Origin of the sequence: Novibacillus thermophilus, from assembly GCF_002005165.1 — a bacterium.
Classification (GTDB): Bacteria; Bacillota; Bacilli; order Thermoactinomycetales; family Novibacillaceae; genus Novibacillus; species Novibacillus thermophilus.
This window is the reverse complement of sequence record NZ_CP019699.1, coordinates 732,911-757,833: the sequence shown is the minus strand read 5'-3', so window position 1 is coordinate 757,833 and position 24,923 is coordinate 732,911. Positions and strand designations below refer to the sequence as shown.

The window sequence follows — 24,923 nt, the reverse complement described above, 5'->3', positions numbered from 1 at the left end:
ATTCCTTATTACTGACACTTCTAGTTTCCCGGAATCGTATTTTTCTCGTTATTCACGTATTACACTACCAAATTTAATACATACTGGTTTGGTAATCTGAATGACGTTATCTGTCTGCTTTAACCTCCCTGTATGTTGATCAATTTTAAACGATACGATCGAATCTGAATCCTGGTTAGCTACCAGTAGGAAGTTACCATCTGGTGCAATGGCAAAGTTTCGAGGTGTTCGGCCATTTGTGGGTGTATATTCAACGTTCGTTAGCACACCACTTTCTTCGTCTATTTTAAATACAGCAATACTGTCGTGCCCCCGATTAGAAGCGTATAAAAATTTGCCGTTGGGAGCCACGTGTATATCCGCGCCGTAACTTTCACCAGTAAAGCTGTCTGGGAGAGCAGAGACCGTTTGAATCTTGCCAAGGGATCCTTGTTCAGCATTGTAGGTGAATGCCGTAATGGTCGAAGTAAGCTCATTCATCACGTAAGCATACTTGCGAAACGGATGAAAAACAAAATGCCTCGGTCCTGAACCCGACCTTTCCATCACTTCATCATTAAAAGTTAATTTATGCTCTTCCCGATTCAACTTATAGATTATAATTTTGTCCAAGCCGAGATCCGATACGACAACAAATTGATTAGTCGGATCGACAATAGCGGAATGAGGATGCGCTTCCTGGCGACCTTGTTGTTCAACATTGCTATAATGTCTCACATTATCACTCATATTACCGATATTCCCCTCGGATAATATCGGAAAGAGACAAACGTTTCCTCCCATATAGTTGACAACAAAGAGATACTTTCCTTCATGATCCACCGTTAAGTGGCAGGGCGCTCCTCCCAAAGTGGACTGTGTATTCCTATACGACAATTTACCTGTTCCACCCTCAATATCAAAGGCAACAACACGTCCTTCGGCACTTTCACTTACCGCATACAACCGATTGTGCTTTTCATCTACTGTCAAATATGAAGGATTTAATATCCCGGATACACGATCAACAGACTTTAAAGTACCGAGCCTGCTATCATATGAACACTGCCAAATTCCTGGTAACGACTGATCAGTATAAGTACCGATATACACGTGATATCGCTTTTTTTCTATCATGTGATTGGACGTCCTTTCTAGATTTTGAGCTGCAAAAACCCCACATCCGTTTGGATGCAGGGTTTCCATGATACTGAGTTTTCATGTAATCCTGTACTAACTCCGCGCCTTCCGCAATGCGGGCACGAGGTTCGGATTGAGAATCTTAATATATGTCCCCTTCATCCCGAGTGAGCGGGATTCGATAACTCCGGCGCTTTCGAGTTTGCGCAGGGCGTTGACGATGACGGAGCGGGTGATGCCGACGCGGTCGGCAATTTTGCTGGCGACGAGCAAGCCTTCGAGCCCGTCCAATTCATCGAAGATGTGTTCCACAGCTTCCGATTCGCTAAAGGAGAGCGAATTAATCGCCATTTGGACGACGGCTTTGCTCCGCGCCTCTTCTTCGATTTTGCCGGCGCGTTCGCGCAAAATTTCCAGGCCGACGACGGTTGCACCGTATTCCGCCAGAATGAGGTCGTCGTCGACAAACTCATTTTGCAAGCGTGACAAGACTAACGTTCCCCAGGTGGTCTCCGCCACCGATAATCGGGACGATTGTGGTGTACCCTTCTTTAAACATATCGGCCATTTCCACTGGATAAGCGGTGCGAGGGTCATCTACGCTAATGTTGGATGATGTTTTTTCCACTTCCATGAGGCGGTTGCTGTACTCCTCCGGGAATTGGCGGTCGCGCATGTATTGCTGCATGCGTTCGCTCGCAATTTCGTGGTTGATGGCAATGCCGAGCAATTTCCCATCCGGATCGACGACGTACACATTCGCCCCGATCGCATCTTTTAAGACGTCCGCAACATCATCAAAGTTGACGTGATAGCCAACATTTTTTTTGCAATAGCTTATTAATGCGTCGCGTTTTTTCCAGTAAATTCATAATTATTCTTTACCTCCTACAAATTTCGACAAAATGTCTACCATTCATATTATCGTAATCTTCGGCCAATCGTTAGACCTAATTTTTGAACATTTATCAAATTTATTCACACATTCTTTTCCTTTTATACATTATAATCGGAAAATTGTAATAAGCGAGGTTTGTCCAACGGTGCACCCAAGAGTGTATTCTACCACAATCAACCAAGTATGTCCTGATATCTTGAAAAATTTTTTTACAAATGTGCCATGAGTGAGGGGCGCCAAATGATAAACTCAATCTTCCCTTCCAACAGTTCAAATGGAACAAGGCCGACGCTCTTGTAGCGACTGTCACGACTTGCGTATTTATGGCGGTTATCCCCCATCACGAACACAGTTCCCGGTTTGACTTTCACAGGTCCGTAATTGCCGTCTTCGATATCCGTGTCGATATACTGTTCCGTTACTTTTTTACCGTTGACGTACAATTCCGATTCTCGAATTTCGACGGTGTCTCCCGGGACGCCGACGACGCGCTTCACCAGATAACGCCCTTCTTGTTGTGGGTCTTCAAAGGTGACCACGTCTTTGCGGTGAGGAGTGTTGACCATGAAGTAAAATTTGTTGATCAACAGCCGATCACCGTCTTGCAAGGTCGGCTCCATCGATGTCCCGTTTACGACGGAAAAAGCGACTCCAAGCTGGTCGACAGCAATGAGGAGGACAATGACGAGGGCAAGTGCGATCCCCCAGCGAAAAAACTTCATACCTTTCTTCACCTGTTTCACTTCACTTGATTACCGTACTCATATGTTTTTAAAAAAGGAACGGCTTGAAAAACCGGCGCACTGGCGTTAGTCTTGCCAACTCGTGCCCCGCCAGCACTGCTGGTGTCAAATAGGATAAAGGAATAATAAGGCCAGGTTACAAGGTATAAGTTCTTTACATCTCTTTTTATAGCCACTTTCGGCTTTGTTTTAAACATACTTTCCGCACTTTCCCATAAAGTTAGGCAATTTTAAATGTTTAAAACCCGTACCACTTTTTTAAAGTGATACGGGTTTTTAAATGAGTGACACATTGCGAACACTGGTAAACATTCAGCGAACGGAGTTTAATGTTTTACAGGGAGGGTTGTCAGTTCTTCGCCCAACTGTTTGGCGCGGTCGCGGGCGGAGAACACAGCTTCCTGCACAGCTCGGGCAAAATCGTGAGACTTGAGCACTTCTATTCCGGCGAAGGTCGTACCGCCAGGCGAGGTGACTTTTTCCCGCAGTAATGCCGGTTCTTCCGCTGTTTTGACGAGCATCTCGGCTGCACCGAACAAGGTTTGCACGGTCAGCTTGCGAGCGATTTCCGGACGAAGTCCGGCATCGATTCCCGCTTGTTCCAACGCTTCGACGAGGTAGTACACAAAGGCAGGACCGCTTCCGGACAACCCGGTCACAGTGTCGAGCAGTTCCTCTTCCAACGTGACGACCGTACCGACAGCGCTAAACAGTCTTTCCGTCAATTGCACGTGCTTATGTCCTGCCCAACGTCCCGCTGCAATGCCGGTTGCGGACTGTCCGATCGTACACGATGTGTTCGGCATCGTGCGAACGACCGGGACTCCGTCTTCGACATACGTTTCCAGGTGGGAGGTCGAAACACCGGCCACAACTGACACTAACACGTGTTTACCGGGTTTTAAATACTGTCCCCACTCCTCCATTGCCTCGTGAACGTCCTTAGGCTTAACCGCCAGGAGCACAATGTCGGCATTCATGACAGCTGTTTCTTTCCTTTCCGGAGAGCGCACGCCAAACCGCCGCTTAAGACCGGTTAAGCGGCTTCGGTTAGCTTTATTGATGACGCTGATGTTGTCTTTCGTCGTCAATTGCTTCTTCAGCAGTCCGGTGATGATCGCTTCCGCCATAGAACTGGCGCCGATGAAGCAAATGGTTTGACTTAACATGATGTTGGACCTCCTCCGCGTATGTGACCGTCTCCGCGCAAAACATACTTATAGGACGTCAGCTGTGGCAACCCTATCGGTCCCCGCGCGTGCAATTTTTGTGTACTGATACCGATCTCGGCACCGAACCCGAATTGAAAGCCGTCTGTAAAGCGTGTAGAAGCGTTGTGGTAGACACAGGCAGCATCGACTTGTTGCAGAAAAGCGTTCGCCGTTTGTTCATTGTCGGTCACAATGCATTCGGAATGACGGGTTCCGTGCCGGTGGATGTGTGCTACAGCCTCGTTTAAACTGTCCACTACTTTAATGGAAAGGATGGTGTCCAAATACTCCGTATCCCAGTCGTCCGCATTCGCCTGCTTCACGGACGGGGCAAAAGACTGCGTACGGGAGCATCCGCGCACTTCCACACCGCATTGTTCCAGTGCCTCGACGAGTGGTTGTAATTCCTTCTCCGCCCATGCTTCGTGTACAAGCACTGTTTCTACGGCATTACACACACCCGGGCGGTCTGTTTTCGCATTGATGACAATACTGTGAGCCATCTCCGAACGCGCATCCCGGTCGATGTAAATGTGGCAAATCCCGGCACCCGTTTCTAGTACCGGTACGCTCGATTCACTCACAACGCGTTGAATTAAAGCGGCTCCGCCACGTGGAATAATGACGTCGATAAGGCCGTTCAACTTTAACATGTCCTGCACAGTTCCGCGATCCGTCGTCTCTACTAACTGGACGGCATCCGAAGGTACATCGGATTGTTCAAGCCCCTGACGTATCACGTCCACCAACACACGGTTGGAATTGAGCGCTGATGAACTACCGCGCAAAAGCATCGCATTCCCCGTTTTCAATCCCAGTCCTGTCGCATCAACGGTTACATTCGGACGCGCCTCGTAAATCATTCCGATCACACCTAACGGGACACGCACCTTCTCGATGCTGAGGCCATCATCCCGACGCCACGATTCCAGCACCTCGCCGACTGGATCAGGTAGTTCAAGCAGTGATTCCAACCCGCTTACAATGTCCTTCAGCCTCGTTTCGGTCAGCCGCAGCCGATCAAGCAAGGCACCCGACAGCCCGTTGTCCACTCCGTTTTCAATATCACGCTCGTTCTCCTGTAAAATGCGTTCCGTCTGCTGTTCAATCGATCGGGCAATGTTGAACAAAGCTTCATTCTTTTGCTCTGTCGTCAAAACGGCTAATTCCCCGGTACTTTTCTTGGCCAACTCTGCTTTTGCACGTACGTCACTCATCTAATCTCCTCCCGTTTAAATGGAATAACGTTTCAAAAAAAGGTATTGAATCAGACGCAGAAATGTACAGCGGGAACCCAGTTATCCCGATGGATCACCTCTGCAGACAACCCACCCATTTGGCCTGGATGTCTTGTGTTTGCAACCCTTTGGCCTGATCCAGCAGGTGCGAGGAGTAATTGACAACTCCCCTGCCCAACACAGTACCGTTCGTATTGACAACCTCGACGACATCCCCCGCTACAAATTCACCGTCAACTGAGAGGACACCACACGGCAATAAGCTGCGATGCTCACGTTCTAACGCTCGCTCTGCTCCTTCATCGATGGTCACATATCCGCTAATTTGGGAATGATAGCCGATCCACTGGCGTTTGCGGCTTGGCGGAAGTTCTTTCGTACCAATGTAAGTTCCGGTTCCTTCACCGTCCAACACAGTTTGCAACCAAGCTTCATCGGGTTTCGCCTTTCCGACATAGACGTTCGTCCCGAACCCGGTGGCGTGACTGGCCGCTTCGAGCTTCGATCGCATTCCCCCTGTTCCGAACTTACTGTGTGTCAAGTCCATTCGTGAAAGCAACTCTTCTGAAACAGCGCTGAAATAAGGGATGGCTTCTGCTTCAGGGTGAAGTGCGGGATCGCGGGTATACACCCCATCCGCTGATGTCACGAGCACCAGCCATTCCGCCTGTAAAAGCCCTGCGACCTGAGCCGCAAGAAAATCGTTGTCACCCCAGCGTATTTCTTCTACAGCGATCGAATCATTCTCATTGATGACAGGAATAAAATCACGTTCCAACAACAATTCAAGTGTATTTAAAGCGTTCATATAACGCTTGCGATGTGAAAAATCGCTGCGGTTGAGCAGGACTTGTGCCATTTCCAATCCGCTTTCTTGAAACAGTTCGCGGTAATGTTGAATGAGAATGCCTTGCCCGACGGCAGCGGCCGCCTGTTTTTCGCGAATAGACTGCGGGCGACCGCTAAGCTTAAGTAGGCGGAAACCGCAGGCGATAGCACCTGACGACACAATGACGGGTTTATGTCCCATTCGCTTGAGAAAACTGACGTGTTTTACCACTTGCCGCAGTTTGTCGACAGACACTTCCCCTGATTGTTTTGTGAGCGAAGAGCTGCCGATTTTAATGATAATGGTTTGGTTACTCACGTATATCAACACCTCTTTTTTCGCGATCACAACAAAAACCCTTTCGATCCTTAAAGGACGAAAGGGTTGCTTCCGCGGTACCACCTTATTAAACAGCTTAAGCTGTTCACTCATTCACCGACAAATTAGTACGGTGACCGTTGATAACAGGTCGGTGCCTGAGTCAGTTTCAATCACTGCTTGCATCCGGGGTGGGTTCAAAGGTTCACTTCTGGCCAACTCTCTCAGCCGGTGAAGTTGGCTCTCTGACAGGTCAAACCTCCTACTGGCCCCTTCATTGCTATCGTCATCTGATGATTGTTTCCATCATTATGCATGAGCGACTGAACTATGTCAAGAACTTTGAACAGAAAGGGAAGAGATATCGGTATTAAGTTGGCTGTACACTTCTCTCGACATGGTACTTGAGCACATTTGGGTAAATCCGAGATGGCGGTAGAAATCCATGAGTTTCTCTGTACCTTCGTCAACCATGATCAAGAGTCTTTTAGCTCCTTTCTGATAAAACCGCTGCTCCAGTTCTGCTACCAGTTGGCGTTGAACCAGTGGACCAACTTTTGTTGAATTGCTGCTCTCTGTGTATCGTCCGGTACTGCGTAATTGTTATGTTGCGATGGCATCACTCGTTCTCCTCACTACAAATACTAAATCACTCTCAACTTTAACGTTTCGGCTTGTGTTTAATTGGCTTCCGCTTCCGTCTCCTGCTCGAGCAAAGAAACCAGTTTCAACGCATATTGGTCACTTTTCCGTTCGATGACGAGCAAGCTCTCTCCGTCATTTGCAACAAAAAATCGTAACAGCTCCTCGTCCGAACGGTATACCGACTTTTCTTCCAAACCGCTCATCAAGCGTCTCACTTCATGGCCCGCCATTACCCAAGCTTCGTCCCTGTTATAGACGAGATAACGATTGTCGGCGGCCTGATTCTGTGTGTAAACGTCAAAAACTTTACTCTTTTGTGTCGGAATATACAGCACCTTGAGCAAACCGTTCGCCGTATAGGATAGAAAATCACCGTTCGGGCTGAACGTAATGTCCTCGATAGCAAAAGGTCGAGCGTTTTGTTCGTTCTCGACATGGTGAAACCCGCCCTGCGGATCCATCACATGCACCTGTCTGTAGTAAACTTGCTCCCCGTTCACACTACCGGTAACAAATGCAAAGAACCGTCCTTGTTCCCCCCACACGATTTCATCTAAAATAAGTGGCAGCGGACCTTCGCTCCTAGGGAATAATTGCTCCTTCTCTTTATTGAACACATCGTATTTCACGATGCGATGTGCGTAGTTTTTTTCCACACTTCCCGGAAGCTTCATTCCGTCAGCATCTCTTTCCAACACGAGCAATTCATCACTTACAGGTGACCAACTCGTTTGGGCAGCATCTTCAATCTCCATCACTTCTGCCCCGTCTGCAACACGGTAGATTTGACGCTCTTCAAGCATGACGTACTTGCTGTTTCCCGACCAGGACACGTCTTCCTCCTGCAACAGTCCGGAAAAATTATTTACAAATGCGTGTTCATCCCGCTCTAAATCATACAAATAAACGTCACTTTCGCTTCCGTTTCCCGCCCAATACAACAAACTTTTACGATTCGGCGAAACGGACAGCCCGAGTGACTGTTCTGCCGACACTTGCACGAGCTCTTTTTCATTCCCGTCTTGATCTTTCAAGATGAGGCTGCTTGCAGCTTCACTTTTTTGTAAAGTGACTTTCCCGTAAGCTCCTAAGTAATGAAAGGAATCGTTACTATTTGCCCAGCCAACAGATCCTTGATTGCGGGTTAACGTTTTTTCATGCATATCGTATGTATAAACAGACGACTCCCCATTCCGTATCCCTTCAAATGTTAACCGGTTTTGTGCGAAGTGCCGCACGTCTATCTGTTCAAAATCAGCTTCCGTCGTTTGCCACACGTCATTTTGTCCCGCGTGGAAAAACGAACAACCGGTGCAGAATAAACTCACGCATAATACCATAACGATTGCTGCTCTCACCACATACACCCTCAATGTTCACTAACACTTTTAGTGTAGCACGACTCTGCCCGGGGCAGAATAGTTTTTGGTATGAGTAAAATGTTTACGGGAGGCCATTAATTAGAATATTTAGAAATATAGATTGACTAACAAAAGGACTCTCACCTTTGCTAGAATGAACTTTGGCAAGAAAACCCAGGAAAGGTGGAGTCCTTATGTTACAGGATACCAATAATATGCCGACTTTAAAAGAGATTGAGGAAGAACTTTTTCGTCAGCTGCAAAACTATTTTCAAACCGTTATGCTTAAGGTTTTGGAGGACATCGACGTTTGGCTCATGGAAAACAGGGATCACAAGCGTTTTGCCTACAAGGAAAGACAAGCGAGCACCATGGATACGATGTTCGGATCCATTACGATCAAAAGGCGAAAGTATGTGGATCGAGAGACAAACGAGCGTGTCGCCTTATTAGACCGCTATCTTCAGTTCGAAGGCAATGAGTCCATGAGTCCCTTTTTGGCGCAACAAGCGGTCGAATGGGCGGTGAGAGGTCCTTCCTACCGTGATGCTAGAGATCGCTTGCAGCAGTTATGTGGGTATCAAGCCATGAGTCATGAGCAAATCCGCCAAAAAGTGTTGCAAATCCAAGCCGAAGCGTGCTCGAGAGACACCTCGCCAAAAGAAGCGGATGTCTTATTTATCGAAGCGGACGGGCTGAAAGCGTCCCTGCAACAGTCGGATAAAGGCAGTCAAGAAGTCAAAATGGGTGTGGTGCATGAAGGGTGGGAAAAGCGCCATCCGAAAAGCAAGGACTATGAACTGATCAACAAGTCGTATGCTTATACACTGGGAGACGGCAACACCTTTTGGGAAACGCTAAGCCGTCAACTTGACGAGCAGTACACCATCACGGATCATACCCATGTGGTAATTAACGGAGATGGCGCCCTTGGATTCGAGCAGGTGTGGACTACTTCCAGAACGCCCTTTATACCTACGACCGCTATCACCTGAAAACATGGATCAAGCAAGCGTTGAGCAACCGTTCCAAACAAGAACGCCAACGTGTGTACGAAGCAGCGGATGCCCACGATCCTTCCGCCATGCTGGCGGCGATTGCGGAAGCGGAGAAGGCGGAAACCGACGTGGAAAAACAAGCAGAGATCGCTGGTTTACGCGAGTTTATCCTGGAGAACCAAGAAGCGTTCCGTGACTACCGTGAACGGTTAAAAGAAAAGGGTGTTGACACATCCGGGATGCGTCCGATGGGCTCGGCGGAATCGAACATGAACCTGATGTCCAAACGGTTGAAGAAAAATGGGTACAGTTGGTCACGATCTGGTCTTGGCGCTATGGTGAATGCCATGATTCACCTCTTTGAAGGCACTCTTGTGGATGTGTTGCGGCCATTTGCCACGGATCGGGTATCGGAGGAAGAGACACCGAAGGGAATGCCCTCTATGGCTCACTTTCTTAAACAAAAGACACAGGAATCAATCGGTGCGCGATCGGGTCGTCTACCGGCGCTAGAAGGGAGAGACCAGACGAAACCTTTTGCGTTAGCCCTGCGTGGTTTGACGGGTTTGTCTGAGCTATAAAGACGTGACATGAGTTGTCCGGCGTAAGACTTTACATGGAGAAGCGGGCATGGTAGGCTGGGTGGCCAGGCGAAACAGGGTTGGTTCGCTCTTTCGCTCGAAACCGTGCCCGCAGAGGCTCCATGTCAAGTCGTGGTTGAACGTGGTTACACCCGTTGCATGTGTTAAGCTGTTTCGTTTTACTTGCCAAAGTTAAAGGTTGAGGGAACCTCCCGTAAAAACTTGACTCACTCGTAAATAGACAGTTGTTCTCACTTTACTTTCTGAAGATCTCTTCTTGTTATTGAGTTTTTCTTTAATTGAATTTTTAATCCTGAACAGTTCGGATGTATTGTCTTTTCTTCTCATACTCGAATGAATACAGTCATGGATAAGAAAAATAAATTTTCGAATCTCTGTTCTTTTGGAAATATCAATTCTTCCTTGACAATCAATTTGGCTTATCTTGTTGTAGAAACCGTTTATCCATGTGGCTAAAGCACTCACAAGATAAAATGATACGATTGCCTTTGAGAGCGCCATCATCTTGGTACCATAAAGCAAGACTGTCGCGGTTGAAGTATGTACCGACAAAATCATGAGGAATTAATTTCACTGTCCGTTTTTTGTTTTTTTACATACCAAAGACCATACATCTCGGTCAAGAACGGTGATACCTTCGATTGGTATTGTATTCTTCTGTATACCCTGCCTGTCCGTGAGTCAAGATACTGTTTCTCATAAGGCTGCCTCTTACCAAAGGGGAAGTACGTAGACAGCAAGCGGTAACAATGATCGGCATAGGCTTTATCACGAAATGCATGAGTGAAAATTAAGCGTGCTGATCGTTTTTTACTTAAACTTCCATCACCCAGTAATTTTCCAATAATCAAGCTATTTCTTTTATAAATGCTCACATCCATAACCTCTTTATGGGAACATATATTCTCATTATAACATACCTTGTACATTGAATCTATTGTTTTTTGAGGTTATGAGGTTACTTATCCAAAAAGTAAAGACGGCCAGCTCATCTGCCAGCCGTCTAAAACGATTATTAACGAAGCAATTGTAATACTTGCTGAGGCTGTTGATTCGCTTGCGCGAGCATGGCGTTTGCTGCTTGCGCCAAGATGTTGTTCTTCGTGAACTCCATCATTTCTTTCGCCATGTCCACGTCGCGGATGCGGGATTCGGCCGCGGTCAAGTTTTCAGACGAGGTGCCGAGGTTGTTGATCGTATGCTCCAGGCGGTTTTGCACAGCACCGAGGTTAGCCCGTTGGGCGGATACTTTTTCTATGGCGTTGTTAATTATTGTAATTGCAGTGTCGGCGGTTTGCTGCGAAGAAATATCAATTCCTACCGCAACCTCTTCACCATCATCTAAAGCACTTTCTAATGCTACTCTTGGAGATGCCCCTTCTCTCACAACAACACTCGTAACCTCCGAATCTTCATCTACTTGTTCTGCCAAATCAGAAACCGCATAATATCCATCATTCATAAAGACAGCAACTGTATTTCCTTCTTCGTCTTGTAATATATTAGCACCCGTTAAAGTGGTGCCCTCTTCAGTAGCAGCTGTTAAAATTTTACCTACATTCAATGCTTTCGCGTCCATATTTGAAATACTCAAGCTAATGTTTTGCCCTTCGTTGGCTCCAATGTGGAATGTGCCAGTGAAGGTACCATCCAGCAGCTTTTGTGTGTTGAACTCAGTTGTTTCGGCAATACGGGTCAATTCTTGTGCCAATTGATCCACTTCTTTTTGCAGTTCGGCACGGTCCGCATCCGTATTCGTATCGTTTGCTGCTTGAACGGCCAACTCACGCATCCGTTGCAGGATGGCATGGGACTCATTCAGTGCACCTTCTGCTGTTTGAATGAGGGAGATGCCGTCCTGGGCGTTTTTCGTGGCCATGTTGAGACCGCGGATTTGCGCCCTCATTTTCTCGGAGATGGCGAGGCCTGCCGCGTCGTCGCCGGCACGGTTGATGCGAAGTCCGGACGACAGTTTCTCCATGGACTTCTGGGTGTTCGTGTTGTTGAACGCCAGCTGTCGGTGGGTGTTCAACGCCATAATGTTGTGGTTGATGATCATTTGGAAATCCCTCCAATAGTGTTTTTGTTTCGGAGCCGCTTCCTGTGCGTACCCCGAATCTACTATGTATATCAGAGGGAGCGGATGTTGTTTTAACACTTTTTATTACAAATTTTTCCATTTTTTCAGCCGTTGTGGTCCTGCACCAGCTGTTCTGTGCGCTTGCGTATCTCTTCCGGGTCGACGTGGAGGCTGGCGACGCCTTCTTCCATGGCGGCACGGGCTACTTCTGCCGCTACGTGAGGGACGACGCGGGGGTCGAACGGGGCGGGGATGACGTATTCCGCCGACAGTTCATCTTCGGTAATGAGACCGGCGATGGCGTGGGCGGCGGCGATCTTCATCGACTCCGTGATGTGGGTGGCGCGTACGTCCAGGGCGCCGCGGAAGATGCCGGGAAAAGCGAGGACGTTGTTCACCTGATTGGGGAAGTCGGACCGTCCTGTCCCGACGACGGCAGCTCCCGCCTCGTGAGCGTCTTCCGGCATAATTTCCGGAACGGGATTGGCCATGGCAAAGATGATGGGATCGCGGTTCATGGACTGCACCATCTCTTTCGTCACCGCGCCTTCCACGGAGACGCCGATGAAGACGTCGGCCCCTTCGATGGCCTCGGCCAGGCTGCCGCTCACCCGCCGTTTGTTCGTGATTTTGGCTAGTTCTTCCTTCACCCCGTTCATGCCAATCATCCGCCCGTCGTAAATGGCGCCTTTACTGTCGCACATGACGATGTCCTCGACACCCATGCTGATCAGCAGCTTGATAATCGCCACACCGGCGGCTCCCGCCCCGTTGGCGACGACCCGGATGCTCCCCATCTCTTTGCCCACAACTTTGAGCGCGTTAATCAACCCGGCCAGGGTGACGATGGCCGTGCCGTGCTGGTCGTCGTGAAAGACCGGGATGTCCGTCTCCTCCTTCAGCCGCTCTTCAATGAGAAAGCAGTTGGGGGCGGCGATGTCTTCCAAGTTGACGCCGCCGAAGGTCGGCTCCAGCCGTTTTACTGTCTCCACAATTTCGTCCACGTCGTTCGTGGCCAAACACAGGGGGAAGGCGTCGACGCCGGCAAACGACTTGAAGAGGACTGCTTTCCCCTCCATGACGGGTAGTGCCGCTTCCGGCCCGATATCGCCCAAACCGAGAACGGCCGATCCGTCCGAGATGACCGCCACGAGATTCCCTTTCATCGTGTAGTCGTAGACCTGGCTCTTGTCCCGGTGGATCTCTTTGCACGGTTCGGCGACACCGGGCGAGTAGGCGAGGCTGAGGTCGTCGGCGTTGCGAACCGGTACTTTAGAGTGAACGGTCAATTTCCCCTGCTTTTCTTTGTGCATATGTAACGCAGCTTCACGCATCGATGCCAAAAGGCCCACTCTCCCTCTTGAAATAAATAATTTTCTTTAACATGCTCGTTCATTCTCAAATTTTCATAGGAACTTATTTCGAAGCTTTTTCATGGCTTTTACCAGAAAGTCCTCTTTTCGGAATATTCCGATAGAGTGAAGAGTAATGCCCTAAAACTCCTGTAATGGAATTTTCAAAATTATTTATGATCGCGCATCTCTTCTCCACTCAGCTCATGGTCGCTTACCCTCCCATGGCTCACGGGATTTTCTCCTCACATTCCTTCGTCCGGCATATCCATGAGGTGGAGGCCGACTTTGCTCCTTTACGGGGTCTGGGCCCTGATGGTGAAAATATGGTTCGGCTCTGCGCTTCGATTGTGTTCCCACCGTCCTTGAGTGTCAAACGAAAGGTTGCCTACTCCCTAACTTTTTCTTTTAAGCTGCTTCCTGTATGGAAAACTGAGGCATGTCTCGCAGCATTTTCTCGCCGTCAAACCGGTATCGTTTCTTGGCCATTGCAAAAAACACGCGGATGAGTTTACAACTCAGGGCAATGAGCGATTCTTGTTTCTTAAGCGGGTGTTCTTGCCGCGTTGTATAGTATTCGTGCAAGGCTTTAAAGGCCGCATTATGCACAACGAGCGGACGAACCACGAGATATAAGGCTTTGCGCAGTCGCCTGCGTCCACGCTTGGTGATGTGGGTCTGACCTTTGCATTTCCCCGATTGGTGTACGGTTAAGCTCAGCCCGGCAAGGCGTTGGATCTGGCGTGGATGTTCATAGTGGGCGATGTCTCCAACCTCGCCGAAAAAGGTGGCCACGGTCAAAACGTTAACGCCCTTCATGGCGATCATCTCTTCAGTTCCTGGAATCACTTTGACCAGCTGCTCCATCTCTTCATCGATGCTTGCGATGCTTTCTTGAAGATGCTCGTATTGTTTGAGCAAACTTTGCAGGGCACGTTTGGCCATCCGCGTTCCGACGGTTAATCCGATGGAACGCTCAGCTGCTTGCCGCAGTGTATGGGCCCGTTTGATTCCGATGCCTCGCTGGGCGACCTGTTTCCACTCCCTCACCAGGTCTTCTGCCGATATGGCAGTGACCTCTGCCGGCAATGGGAAATGGCTCAGGGTATACCAAGCGGCTTTGCCATCCCAATCTTTAAACACTCTCCGGAATTCCGGAAAATAACGATCGAGCCAGTTGTCAATCCGACCGGTGATGATCTGCAAATCTTTCGACAGCTGATCGCGAATTTTAAGGCCTTCCCGCAGTTCGGCATATACACCCTCTTGCAGGTTCGGTACGGCGTATCGGCCGTCTTTGATCAATTGGGCGATGACGTGGGCGTCTTTTGTATCTGTTTTAGATGGCGAATTGTCATCGAGCTCCTTCGCTTTTTTCACATGCATCGGATTGACGACGACAAACGGGATTTCTTTCGCCTTGGCGAAATAGGCGAGATTGAACCAATAGTGTCCGGTCGGTTCACAACCGAGGATCACATGTGTTTTTTCATATGCCTGTTGCTTCTCGGACACCCAAGCTAATAATCGCTCAAAGCCCGTTATGTTGTTTTCAAAAACCAATCGCTTACCAAACTCATACCCTCGGTCATCGACTGCTCGGGCGACGTGCTTTTCTTTCGCAATGTCAATCCCTACAACTAATGTCTCCGGTGTGATTTGCTTCAATTTCTTATTCCGGTTATAATTCACTTCGAGTCCTCCTTGGGTTTTGAATTTAGGAGTCGATGTCATCGACATCCCGTACTATACCAAGGAGGCTCTTTTTTGTTAAACCTCAATTTTCTTCATTACAGGAATGCTCCTTTATCCTGTTGGCAAAATTTTTTCTATTATACCAGAAGATGGGCAACCCGTCATTTCTGAAAATGGAGAAAGCCCAAAAAGTGATTAGGCCGAAATCCATACATAAGCGTGACGGAAAATGACGCCTTCCTTCAAGCACGCTTGATCTCTAGGCACTGATGATTTATAAAGTCGACCGCTCCTTCACTTTGACACACCCTTTGCCGAACACAGCTTCGATGGCTTGGCGGCACGACTCCGTCCAGTTCAGGCCGTACTTCTCCGGCGGCAGCGCCCGCACTTTCCCGGAGGAGACGTAATACAGGTAGACCGGAGACGTCCCCCGGTGGCGGGCGATGATCCCTTTCAACTGTTGCAGCCGGCGCCCCTGCTCCTCTGCTGGGATGCGCACGTAAACGGCCGGCGGCATATCGGCTGAGTCGGACGTCAAGGGGCGCACGTCTTCAGCAATGACTGTCACGTCGTCGTCCCGGTGGTTGACTTTTCCCTCCACCAGCACCAGTTCGTCTTCTTTCCACAGGGCACGTTCCTGCTGGTACAGCCGCGGGAAGACGACGATCTCCACTTGCCGGGATAAGTCTTCCAGTGTGGCGAAAGCCATCGGCTCTCCCTTTTTCGTCGTGATCGGCTTCAACTGCACGAGGCGGCCGGCGACGCGCACGTCGGTACCGTCCGGTTTCTCCTGCAAGTTACGAACCGGAACGACGTGCGATTGGCGCAAGTGGGCGCGGTACGGCTCCAACGGGTGGCCGGTCAAATACAGGCCGAGGAGCTCCCGCTCCATTACCAGTTCCTTCTCGCGGGGATACGGCCGAACGTCGGGGAGCTTGACATGCTCCCCGCGGGATTGGGAGTCGGCGCTGAACAGGCTCAGCTGGTTGTCGTCCCGTTCGCGCCGGACGCGCACGCCGTACTCCACCGCCTCGTCCAGTAGCGCCAGCTGCTGTGCCCGATGGCCAGGTAGCGTCGCCGTGGCCCCGGACAAAATGAGGGATTCGATGAGGCGCTTGTTGCACGCCCGCGGGTCGACGCTGGCACAAAAGTGGAACAAGTCGCGGTAATAGCCTTTGTGCTTCCGGTTCCGGACGATGCTCTCGATGGCGTGGACGCCGACGTTCTTGATGGCGGACAGCCCGAAACGGATCGCATCCCCTTCCACGGAAAACCCGGCGACGCTGTAGTTGACGTCTGGAGGCAGTACTGTGATGCCCAGCTGGCGGCAGTCCTCAATGTACTCGGCCAGTTTGTGCTGACTGCCCATGACTGTCGTGAGGAGCGCCGCCATGAACGGGAGGGGGTAGTGAGCTTTCAAGTACGCGGTCTGATACGCCAGCACAGCGTACGCCGCGGCGTGAGCCCGGTTAAATCCGTAGTCGGCAAAGCGGACGATCAAGTCGTACAGCTCGTGCCCGAGGGCCTCATCGTACCCTTGGCGCACACACCCTTCGACGAAGCGCTGGCGCTGTTCGTCTAAAACGTCCCGCTTCTTCTTCCCTACCGCTCGCCGCAACAGGTCTGCTTCCTCCAGGGAAAATCCGGCCATCTTCGCCGCGATCTCAATAATCTGCTCCTGGTAGACGATAATGCCAAACGTGTCGCGCAAGATCGGCTCCAAATCGGGATGGGGGTACGTCACTTGGCGCTTGCCGTGTTTGGCGGCGATGTACGACGGGATGTTCTCCATCGGGCCGGGTCGGTACAGGGCGAGGACGGCAATGATGTCCTCGAAGCGGGTCGGCTTCAGTTCTCGCAATACCCGGCGCATGCCGGCCGACTCCAGCTGGAACACCCCCGTCGTCTCACCGCGGCTGAGCATGGCGTACGTCTCCGGGTCGTCGTCGCCGATGTCGGCGAACGACACCGCTTTGCCCGTCTGCTCCCGGATCAAGTCGATCGTCCGCTCGATGACGGTCAAGTTGCGTAATCCGAGAAAATCCATCTTCAACAGGCCGATGGCCTCCAAGTCTTCCATCGGATACTGGGTGAGGGCAGTCTGGGCCTCGTTCCCTTGCATGAGGGGGACGTAGTTCGTGAGCGGGTCGGGGGTGATGACGACCCCGGCCGCGTGGGTCGAGACGTGGCGCGGAAAGCCTTCCAACTTGCGCGCCTGGTCCACCAAACGAGCGATCTCGTCGTCCCTCTCCACCCACTGCGCCAGTTCAGGGTTGCGCTCAAAGGCCTTGTCCATCGTCATCCCCGGCGCATTCGGGATGCCCTTGGCGGTACGGTCCACCTTCTGGTACGAAAGACCCATGACGCGCCCCACATCTCGCACGGCTGCCCGCGGCGCCAGCGTCCCGAACGTGGCAATCTGGGCGACGCGGTCGGCGCCGTACTTCTCCACGACGTACCGAATTACTTCGTCCCGCCGCTCGTAGTTGAAGTCAATGTCGATGTCCGGCAGGGACCGCCGGCCGGAATTCAGAAATCGCTCGAACAGCAGATTGTACTTCAACGGATCGATGTCCGTGATGCCGAGGCAGTAGGAAACGAGGCTGCCAGCCGCCGAGCCCCGTCCCGGACCGGTGGCGATCCCCTGCTTGTGGGCGTAGCGGACGAAGTCCCACACGATGAGGAAGTAGTCGTTAAAACCCATTTGATCGATGACCGCAAGTTCGTCATCCAGGCGCTTCCGCACGTCTCTCGTTACCTGAGTGTACCGCTTTTCGGCCCCTTTGTAAGCCAGTGTCCGCAGGACGTCCCCTGCCTTTTTTCCCTCTGGCAAGGGGAACGAGGGGAGTATAGGCCGTCCGAATGCGAGTTCCACCTGACAGCGTTCGGCGATGTGACGTGTGTTCTCAATCGCTTGCGGCACGGGGCGAAACAGGGCCTCCATCTCGTCCCCTGCCTTCAAGTAAAACTGGTCGCTCCCAAAGCGCAGGCGGTCCCGGTCGCTCAGTTTCGCCCCCGTGCCGATGCAGAGCAGACAGTCGTGCATCTCAGCGTCGTCCCGTGTGACGTAGTGGACGTCGTTGGTGGCGACGAGGGGGATGCCCGTCTTTTCACTCATTTCGATTAACAACCGGTTGACTTGTTTTTGCTCGGTCAAACCGTGGTCCTGCAGCTCGAGGAAAAAGTGATCCGGCCCGAATATGTCGCGGTACGTTTCCGCCAACTCATAAGCCCGCTCCGTCTCCCGGTGGAGCAGCGCAGCGTTCACTTCTCCGGCGAGGCAGCCGCTCAAGGCGATGAGCCCTTCGCTGTAGCGTCGGAGCACGTCTTTGTCCACCCGCGGCTTGTAGTAATACCCGTGCAGATGGGCTTCCGTGGACAGCTTCAGCAAGTTGCGGTAGCCGGTTTCGTTTTCCGCCAGCAGGACGAGGTGGTGGATTTTGTCGTCTTTCGGGGGAACCCGGTCCCGCATACTCCCCCGGGCAACGTACACTTCACACCCGATGACGGGATGGATGCCGACTTTGCGACAGAGTCGGTAAAACGGGACGACGCCGTGCAGCACACCGTGATCCGTTATCGCCAGATGGTCCATGCCCAGTTTTTTCGCCTGGACGACGAGACGGGGAATGTCCGCCGCGCCGTCTAACAAACTGTACGGCGTGTGGACGTGCAAATGAACAAAGGAAGACAACCCCTCACCCCCATCGACTCTCGATTCCAATCCGTATCCCGAGTAGTTTTCTTCTATTATAACAGGTTGCACAACGTTTTGCGAACACGTGTTTGGTCTCGTCGGTTTGCCTCCTTTCCCTTTCATATTTTATCGGTCGGGCTCATACAGTGTAGAGAGGACAAACCCACCGGTCAGAATGGGGTTGGCGCGTTATGTCATTTTGGTCTGCAATTATTTTCGACTTCTTCGTGGCGTTCGGCGTCGTCGTCGGCGGGTCGATCATGGGCGGGATCGGGGCCCTCATCGGACATTACCACTTGACACCGATGGCGACGATGGAAGAACTCGTCGGCCAGCTCAAAATATGGGGCATTGTCGCCGCACTTGGCGGTACGGTCGACATGCTCCGTTCCGTTGAAACGAATATACTCGAAGGGCATCTCGGTCTCGTCGCCCAGCAAGTGTGCATGTTGTTGAGCGCGTTCGTAGGGGCCCACGCCGGCTACTTGCTTATCATTTGGCTCATACGGGGCGACCTCCCTTGAAACGGGTGGATGTGCGGGGGACGCGCTGGTGGCGCTCCGCGACGAAGCTCGCGGCCTGTTTCCTCCTCGGCGCGTCAGCAGGTGGAGCCGTCATGCTCGTCCTCCTGGGCGATCAAGTCGATCAATTGTACGCCGAACTCCACAAGCGCAACAACGAACTGCAGCAGCTGCAAGACGAGTTGGAAAGCTTGCAGGAAGAGCTGTCCGTCGAACAGAAAGAGGAAGCGATTCAAGGCATCGACCTAAATTTGCTGGAACGTCGGGATCAAAATCTGAATAAAGTGACACGAGAAATGATTAACGCCGAAGTGTATCAATGGTTGAAGCAGATGAACATCATCGGCGAACCCGTGAGCCGCTACGAAGAGCTGCCCCAGTTTTTCCGCGAGACGATCAACCACCACACCGTCAAGTTGGATCAGAAGGAATACCAGTTGCGATTCGAAGCCGTGTCCATCGGCAGCCGGATTCGCATCTGGTTTTACGTCCAGGAAGTGGTCGACGATGTGGCCATATGGTGAACGGTGATGTGTCAATCTCGTGAATCTTGTCCTGTGACGCCTCCTGTCCTCCCTTCACTACTGTATAATAATAAACAGAAAAAGTAAGGAAATACCATCTTCGCGCATAGGAGGTCATCGCCATGTTGGCTATATCCCGACGACGACTGGCTGAAACGAAGTTGGAACAGCTGAAGAAGGGGTACGGCACGTATGCGGAAACGAAAGAAGTCGCCCGCTTGATCGAAGCCCAATTGACGAAATTGCCACTGACCGTCCACATCGACCGGACGCCTGTCGGATGCTGGTATATTCCTGAAGGGTCTGAAGGAAGCCCTGAAGAGGCTTGTCCGTCCCGTTAGTTTTCCTCCGTTCTAATCTAAGCGCCTGTGACGGGCGTTTTTTTATTTTTAGCTTTTATTCCGCGTCCAAACCCGTTACAATGAAAAAGCGGAACTTCGAGTGAATGTCATGAAGGAGCACGTAACGTATGGAAATGATATCGGTCGTCCTCACTGTCGTGATTTTGTTCACAGCTTTCGGCACGTTTACGAACAGCACCCGTTCTCGCCGGGCCCCAAAGGGCGCCCGCGAAGCCATCCGGGGAAAGATGAACATGCACATGGGCGTCATGTTCTTATGCATCGCCGGGCTGCAGCTCACCAGCTTTAACGGGTCGACGTTTCAGTTCGTCGTCACGTTTTTGATCGCCCTGTTAGGCGTGTTCAACTTGTTTGCCGGTTACCGCAACTACCAGCACTTCCGGCGGCACTTGTCCTGAAAATGTGTGTTGTCACGCTGACAGTATCAGCACACGTTGTGCGGTGCACAGAAAGGGGAGGGGTGTCTGAAGACAATGGAAGACAGCCTCCTCGAATCAGCGATGAGCCGCATCAAATGAGCAGAGTGAAGCGTGAGCACGCGGAGACAGTGAGCTCGAACGGTCACCTTTTCTAAAATTGTCTTCAGACATCCCCTTTCCGTACCACGTCTCGAGTTTTTTCACTCCTTACGCTGGTGCCGTTTAACAAAGCATTTGAGGGCTATTAGACAACATGTTCGATAGGGGAAAAACCACTACACATTCTACGGCTACAGTACCGGGTCGGGTCACGAAACAAGGGAGGCGGTTGTCACGGAATTTTTCGTTTTTGTACTCAGTTACGTGCTCGGCTCCATCCCTTTTGCTCTCATCATCGGAAAAGCGTTTTACGGGGTGGATGTACGCAAGTACGGCAGCGGCAATCTCGGGGCGACGAATGTGGCGAGAGTCCTCGGGGTGAAAGCGGGGCTCAGTGTCGCGGCCGGGGACGTCGGCAAAGGGAGCCTCGCCGCTTTCTTGCCCCATTGGTTCGGGCTAGACCTCGATCCTTTACTCGTGGGATCCCTCGCCATCGTCGGACACTGTTTCCCCTTGTTTGCCGGATTCAGGGGAGGGAAAGCAGCCGCCACGACGGCAGGCGTGTTAGTGGTGGCGAACCTCCCGCTGTTTCTCACGGGATTCCTCACGTTCACTTTGAGCATTGCTGTCTTTAAGTACGTGGCGTTAGGCACGATGCTCGGTGGACTGGCCCTGTTTGTATACGCCTGTCTTGCAGGTGATGGCGTGTACATGGTCCTCACTGGTATGTTATTTCTACTTCTCATCTATTTGCACCGGTCTAACATTCGAAACTTCCTCAACGGAACAGAAATGAAGGTGACAGACAAACGCTTAAAGCGCGACCGCCTAACTCCCCTGAAAAAAAGACCCCCGGCCTTTCACAAGCCGGGGCCCAAACGTACACAGGGCGGTTGACCTTCATCGGTCAACCGCCCCTTTCACTGACGGCATTTATTCGCCGACCCACTCCTGCACTTTGTCCGGGTTGGCTTCGACCCATTCAGCAGCCGCATCCTCTGGGTCCATGCCCTCCTGGATCTTCAGCATCACTTCTTCCATGTCAACGGGCTCCCAGTAGAAGTTATCCAATATTTCGTACGCCCGTGGCATGTCTTCTTCTAAACCTTCTCGGACAATCGTGTGGATGGCTTCCGCTTCACCGTAAGACCCTTTTGGATCCTCCAAATACTTCAAGTCAAATTTGGAGAATTTCCAGTGCGGCGTCCAGCCTGTGACGGCAATCCACTCCTCGTTGTTGTACGCTTTTTGCAGCTCGGCGGCCATGCCCGCGCTGGAGCTGGAGACGAGCTCCATGTCGCTCATGCCGTACGCCTCAATGGCGTCTTCCGTGGCAAGCATGACGCCGGCACCCGGCTCGATCCCGATAATTTGGCCGTTGAACTTGTCGGCATTGTCGTTTACTTCTTCAATGGAATCGATGTCCACGTACGTCGGGACGACCATCCCGATTTTGGCCCCTTCCAAGTTCGGTCCCAAATCAACGACCTGATCGCCGAACTCGTCATACTGGGCGGCATGAGTAGCAGGGAGCCAGGCCGCCGCGGTGGCATCAGCGCTTCCGTCCGCCACACCTTGCCACATGGGGGCGTTGTCCACCGCCAACAGTTCTACTTCAAATCCTTCGTCTTCCAGCACTTTTTGCAGGACGTGGTGACTCGCAATCTCTGAGTCCCAATTCACGTAGGCCAGCGTAATGTTTCCGCCTGCTTCGTCATCGGCAGCTCCTTCATCAGTTGCGTCGCCTTCACTGCTTTCGGCCGTTCCGTTTTCTTCTGTCCCCGTACCTTCTCCGTTTTCCGCTGCTCCGCTGCAGGCTGCGAGGAACATCCCCATCGCCAACAGCAGCACTAAACTCCATATAGCTGTTTGACGCAAGCCTAACAACTCCCTTTCATTTTTTTCGGTCCCTTGGCCACCGAGGTTCTCTATTTTTTTCCGTTTTTGGTTTTTCCGTTTTTGCTCCGCTGACCGACGCTTTGGGTCACGCGGTCAAGCACGATCGCAATAATGACGATGGCGAGCCCGGCTTCGAACCCTTGGCCGACCTGTATGCGCTGCACCGCCGTCAGAACATCCTGTCCCAGCCCCTTGGCACCGATCATGGATGCAATCACCACCATAGAGAGGGCGAGCATGATGGTCTGGTTGATCCCGGCCATGATCGTCGTTTTAGCCAACGGAAGCTGAAGTTTGAACAGCTTTTGTGCCGAGGTCGAGCCGAAGGCGTCCGACGCTTCGACGAGCTCTTTCGGCACCTGACGAATCCCCAGGCTCGTCAGACGAATCGTCGGCGGCATGGAGAACACGACCGATGCGATCACACCTGGTACGGTCCCCAAACTAAAGAATATGACAGCAGGAATCAAGTAGACGAAAGACGGCATCGTCTGCATAAAGTCGAGTACCGGCGTCACGATATTGCGCGCCCCGTCACTTTTTCCACACAAAATCCCGATGGGCACTCCGACGATGACGGAAATGACGGTGGCTGCCAACACGAGGGCTGTCGTCTCCATGCTCGGTTCCCAATACCCCAAATTCTCGATCAAAAGCAGTCCGACGAGGGTAAAGGTGGCGATGCGCCAGTTACTTAACCACCAGGCCAGAAGGGCGATGATCACAATGGTTACAAGTGGTGGGAAAAACATGAGGACATCTGTAAAAAACGAAACTGTCGGCTCGATGACGCTGGTGACAAAGTTAAACAGCCACTCCACATGTGTCGTCAACCAGTCGACAACCGCTTCGACCCACTCTGCCAGAGGCAGCTTCGGCAGCAGTCCGCTAGACACGTTCCCCCACCTCTTTTCCGGCCAGCGCCCCGATGACTGAACCGCGCACGATCACTCCGCGGAGGCGGTCGTCATCGGTCACGACCGCAACAGGGTAAGGAGTTTCCGCCATTTGAAGGACAATATCGCTTAACAGTGTGTCGCCTTTGACACGCACAATGTCGCGTTCGATGACGTCAACTAGTGATTTCCCTTCCTCGATTGCCAATTTCGCCCCGTCTGCGGTGAGCAGTCCGTGTAGGCGGTTTTTTCGATCGACGGCAAACAAGGAAGATAAACCCTTGTCGCGCATACGGTTGAGGGCGACCCGCGGGCCGTCTTTGTCCAGCGTGACCTTCTCCGCCCGCTTCATCACGTTGGCGGCGCTGAACACTTTCGCCCAGTCCACGTCTTCTACAAACCGCTCCACGTAGTCGTTCGCCGGATTGGTCAAAATGTCTTCCGGCGTTCCCACTTGCACGATGACCCCGTCCTTCATCAATGCAATTCGATCGCCAATGCGCAGCGCTTCATCCAGATCGTGCGTAATAAATACAATCGTCTTCTGCATCTCCGACTGCAATTCGACCAGTTCGTCTTGCATGTCTTTGCGGATGAGCGGATCGAGGGCGCTAAACGCTTCATCCATGAGCAAAATATCCGGGTCGTTGGCCAGCGCCCGGGCGAGACCGACACGTTGTTGCATCCCGCCGCTCAGCTGATCGGGGTAGCTGTCAGCGTAATCGCCCAATCCGACAAGCTCCAGCGATTTTTGCACTTTGTCGGCACGTTCGTTCTTGTCCATTCCCTGGATCTCCAGTCCGTACCCGACATTTTGCTGAACGGTGCGGTGTGGGAATAGAGCAAAGCGCTGAAACACCATGCTCATCTTCGTCCGCCGCATGTTCCTCAGCGCTTCGGCATTCATGCCGGTCACGTCTTCGCCGTCAAGCAATATTTCTCCCGCTGTCGGCTCGATCAAGCGGTTGAGCATCCGGACCAGCGTGGATTTCCCGCTGCCTGACAAACCCATAATGACAAAAATCTCACCCGCTTTGACAGAGAAATTGGCTTTGTAGACCCCTACAGTCAAACCAGTCTCCGCTAAAATCTCTTCTTTGGTCTTCCCATCTTCCAGCAGCCTTAAACCTCTGTCAGGCGAGTGGCCGAATATTTTCGTGGCGTCCTTGACCACAATTTTATCCATACAACACCTCCATGACGTTCGCCGGTGTCACTACACATCACCTGTACGTTCTCGTTACACTTTCTTCCCCTGCTTGACCGGATGAGTGCGCGCAATGATCGAATCTGAACCGCATGAAAATGTCTGATCCCTGCTTGAAACCTTTCTTTAGTGTAGGCTTACTAAAATCAGAACACAAACAGTAAAAAAAAGGGCACACATGTATGAGCCATATGTGTCCCTCTTCAC

Annotated in this window: 19 protein-coding genes and 3 pseudogenes; 6 read left to right on the top strand and 16 right to left on the bottom strand. The window is 51.6% G+C overall.

Features of this window, described 5'->3' with window-relative positions:
- Positions 1–48: 48 nt before the first annotated feature.
- From B0W44_RS03710 to B0W44_RS03675, 7 genes and pseudogenes are all read right to left on the bottom strand, one after another.
- Positions 49–1,116 (bottom strand): lactonase family protein, encoded by a 1,068-nt coding sequence (locus tag B0W44_RS03710; RefSeq protein WP_169835406.1) that lies wholly within the window; start codon positions 1,114–1,116, stop codon positions 49–51.
- Between the two features lie 96 nt (positions 1,117–1,212).
- Positions 1,213–1,991 (bottom strand): annotated as a pseudogene (codY, locus tag B0W44_RS03705) (GTP-sensing pleiotropic transcriptional regulator CodY).
- A gap of 235 nt (positions 1,992–2,226) precedes the next feature.
- Positions 2,227–2,739, bottom strand: coding sequence for a signal peptidase I (gene lepB, locus B0W44_RS03700; RefSeq protein WP_077718828.1), 513 nt, complete (start codon positions 2,737–2,739; stop codon positions 2,227–2,229).
- A 347-nt stretch (positions 2,740–3,086) separates the two neighbouring features.
- Complete coding sequence (gene proC / locus B0W44_RS03690) at positions 3,087–3,929, bottom strand: pyrroline-5-carboxylate reductase (protein ID WP_077718826.1); 843 nt, start codon at positions 3,927–3,929, stop codon at positions 3,087–3,089.
- The gene (locus B0W44_RS03685) at positions 3,923–5,188 is read right to left on the bottom strand and encodes a glutamate-5-semialdehyde dehydrogenase (protein WP_077718825.1); all 1,266 of its coding nucleotides are present in this window, start codon (positions 5,186–5,188) and stop codon (positions 3,923–3,925) included. Before B0W44_RS03685 ends, proC begins: the two co-directional genes overlap by 7 nt.
- 94 nt (positions 5,189–5,282) lie before the next feature.
- Positions 5,283–6,356, bottom strand: a complete 1,074-nt coding sequence (gene proB, locus B0W44_RS03680) for a glutamate 5-kinase (RefSeq protein WP_169835405.1) — start codon at positions 6,354–6,356, stop codon at positions 5,283–5,285.
- A gap of 680 nt (positions 6,357–7,036) precedes the next feature.
- The gene (locus B0W44_RS03675; RefSeq protein WP_169835404.1) at positions 7,037–8,329 is read right to left on the bottom strand and encodes a hypothetical protein; all 1,293 of its coding nucleotides are present in this window, start codon (positions 8,327–8,329) and stop codon (positions 7,037–7,039) included.
- Between the two features lie 227 nt (positions 8,330–8,556).
- Between B0W44_RS03675 and B0W44_RS19185 the strand changes: the two are divergent.
- A pseudogene (locus B0W44_RS19185) lies at positions 8,557–9,941 on the top strand (ISLre2 family transposase).
- A gap of 430 nt (positions 9,942–10,371) precedes the next feature.
- Here B0W44_RS19185 and B0W44_RS19180 read toward each other — a convergent pair.
- The 6 genes from B0W44_RS19180 to B0W44_RS03635 all read right to left on the bottom strand — a co-directional run bounded on the left by B0W44_RS19180 (position 10,372) and on the right by B0W44_RS03635 (position 18,858).
- Positions 10,372–10,536: a hypothetical protein gene (locus B0W44_RS19180; protein WP_077718820.1), complete on the bottom strand. Its 165-nt coding sequence runs from the start codon at positions 10,534–10,536 to the stop codon at positions 10,372–10,374.
- On the bottom strand, positions 10,517–10,837 hold the full coding sequence (locus tag B0W44_RS03655) for a hypothetical protein (RefSeq protein ID WP_169835402.1): 321 nt from the start codon (positions 10,835–10,837) through the stop codon (positions 10,517–10,519). The genes B0W44_RS19180 and B0W44_RS03655 overlap by 20 nt, the downstream gene beginning before the upstream one ends.
- 140 nt (positions 10,838–10,977) lie before the next feature.
- The gene (locus B0W44_RS03650; protein ID WP_077718818.1) at positions 10,978–12,021 is read right to left on the bottom strand and encodes a flagellin N-terminal helical domain-containing protein; all 1,044 of its coding nucleotides are present in this window, start codon (positions 12,019–12,021) and stop codon (positions 10,978–10,980) included.
- A 125-nt stretch (positions 12,022–12,146) separates the two neighbouring features.
- Entirely contained in the window at positions 12,147–13,376 is a 1,230-nt protein-coding gene (gene ystJ / locus B0W44_RS03645; RefSeq protein WP_077721242.1) for an NADP-dependent malic enzyme, read from the bottom strand.
- 426 nt (positions 13,377–13,802) lie between these two features.
- Complete coding sequence (locus tag B0W44_RS03640; protein WP_077718817.1) at positions 13,803–15,086, bottom strand: IS110 family RNA-guided transposase; 1,284 nt, start codon at positions 15,084–15,086, stop codon at positions 13,803–13,805.
- A gap of 277 nt (positions 15,087–15,363) precedes the next feature.
- Positions 15,364–18,858 (bottom strand): DNA polymerase III subunit alpha, encoded by a 3,495-nt coding sequence (locus tag B0W44_RS03635; RefSeq protein WP_228441489.1) that lies wholly within the window; start codon positions 18,856–18,858, stop codon positions 15,364–15,366.
- A gap of 122 nt (positions 18,859–18,980) precedes the next feature.
- Between B0W44_RS03635 and B0W44_RS03630 the strand changes: the two genes are divergently transcribed.
- From B0W44_RS03630 to plsY, 5 genes and pseudogenes are all read left to right on the top strand, one after another.
- Positions 18,981–19,313 carry a YtrH family sporulation protein gene (locus tag B0W44_RS03630; RefSeq protein ID WP_077718815.1) on the top strand — a complete coding sequence of 111 codons (333 nt, stop codon included), beginning with the start codon at positions 18,981–18,983 and terminating at the stop codon, positions 19,311–19,313.
- A gap of 5 nt (positions 19,314–19,318) precedes the next feature.
- On the top strand, positions 19,319–19,834 hold the full coding sequence (locus tag B0W44_RS03625) for a sporulation membrane protein YtrI (protein WP_472462588.1): 516 nt from the start codon (positions 19,319–19,321) through the stop codon (positions 19,832–19,834).
- A 122-nt stretch (positions 19,835–19,956) separates the two neighbouring features.
- A complete protein-coding gene (locus B0W44_RS03620; protein ID WP_228441486.1) occupies positions 19,957–20,175 on the top strand; it encodes a YtzJ family protein in 219 nt (72 codons plus the stop codon).
- A gap of 128 nt (positions 20,176–20,303) precedes the next feature.
- Positions 20,304–20,594: a YtpI family protein gene (locus tag B0W44_RS03615; protein WP_077718813.1), complete on the top strand. Its 291-nt coding sequence runs from the start codon at positions 20,304–20,306 to the stop codon at positions 20,592–20,594.
- Between the two features lie 372 nt (positions 20,595–20,966).
- Positions 20,967–21,611: pseudogene (gene plsY, locus B0W44_RS03610) on the top strand (glycerol-3-phosphate 1-O-acyltransferase PlsY); the annotation flags it as partial.
- 36 nt (positions 21,612–21,647) lie between these two features.
- Here plsY and B0W44_RS03605 read toward each other — a convergent pair.
- The 3 genes from B0W44_RS03605 to B0W44_RS03595 form a co-directional block, all read right to left on the bottom strand.
- Positions 21,648–22,550, bottom strand: coding sequence for a glycine betaine ABC transporter substrate-binding protein (locus B0W44_RS03605; RefSeq protein ID WP_077721240.1), 903 nt, complete (start codon positions 22,548–22,550; stop codon positions 21,648–21,650).
- 92 nt (positions 22,551–22,642) lie between these two features.
- Positions 22,643–23,509 carry an ABC transporter permease gene (locus tag B0W44_RS03600; protein WP_228441480.1) on the bottom strand — a complete coding sequence of 289 codons (867 nt, stop codon included), beginning with the start codon at positions 23,507–23,509 and terminating at the stop codon, positions 22,643–22,645.
- Positions 23,502–24,695 carry a quaternary amine ABC transporter ATP-binding protein gene (locus B0W44_RS03595; RefSeq protein ID WP_077718811.1) on the bottom strand — a complete coding sequence of 398 codons (1,194 nt, stop codon included), beginning with the start codon at positions 24,693–24,695 and terminating at the stop codon, positions 23,502–23,504. The genes B0W44_RS03600 and B0W44_RS03595 overlap by 8 nt, the downstream gene beginning before the upstream one ends.
- Positions 24,696–24,923: the final 228 nt, after the last annotated feature.

Excerpts from the sequence above, each read along its gene's own strand:
- B0W44_RS03710 (WP_169835406.1), bottom strand. The coding sequence starts at position 1,116 with ATGATAGAAAAAAAGCGATATCACGTGTATATCGGTACTTATACTGAT.
- lepB (WP_077718828.1), bottom strand. The coding sequence starts at position 2,739 with ATGAAGTTTTTTCGCTGGGGGATCGCACTTGCCCTCGTCATTGTCCTC.
- proC (WP_077718826.1), bottom strand. The coding sequence starts at position 3,929 with ATGTTAAGTCAAACCATTTGCTTCATCGGCGCCAGTTCTATGGCGGAA.
- B0W44_RS03685 (WP_077718825.1), bottom strand. The coding sequence starts at position 5,188 with ATGAGTGACGTACGTGCAAAAGCAGAGTTGGCCAAGAAAAGTACCGGG.
- B0W44_RS03650 (WP_077718818.1), bottom strand. The coding sequence starts at position 12,021 with ATGATCATCAACCACAACATTATGGCGTTGAACACCCACCGACAGCTG.
- ystJ (WP_077721242.1), bottom strand. The coding sequence starts at position 13,376 with ATGCGTGAAGCTGCGTTACATATGCACAAAGAAAAGCAGGGGAAATTG.
- B0W44_RS03630 (WP_077718815.1), top strand. The coding sequence starts at position 18,981 with ATGTCATTTTGGTCTGCAATTATTTTCGACTTCTTCGTGGCGTTCGGC.
- B0W44_RS03620 (WP_228441486.1), top strand. The coding sequence starts at position 19,957 with ATGTTGGCTATATCCCGACGACGACTGGCTGAAACGAAGTTGGAACAG.
- B0W44_RS03615 (WP_077718813.1), top strand. The coding sequence starts at position 20,304 with ATGGAAATGATATCGGTCGTCCTCACTGTCGTGATTTTGTTCACAGCT.
- B0W44_RS03605 (WP_077721240.1), bottom strand. The coding sequence starts at position 22,550 with ATGGGGATGTTCCTCGCAGCCTGCAGCGGAGCAGCGGAAAACGGAGAA.
- B0W44_RS03595 (WP_077718811.1), bottom strand. The coding sequence starts at position 24,695 with ATGGATAAAATTGTGGTCAAGGACGCCACGAAAATATTCGGCCACTCG.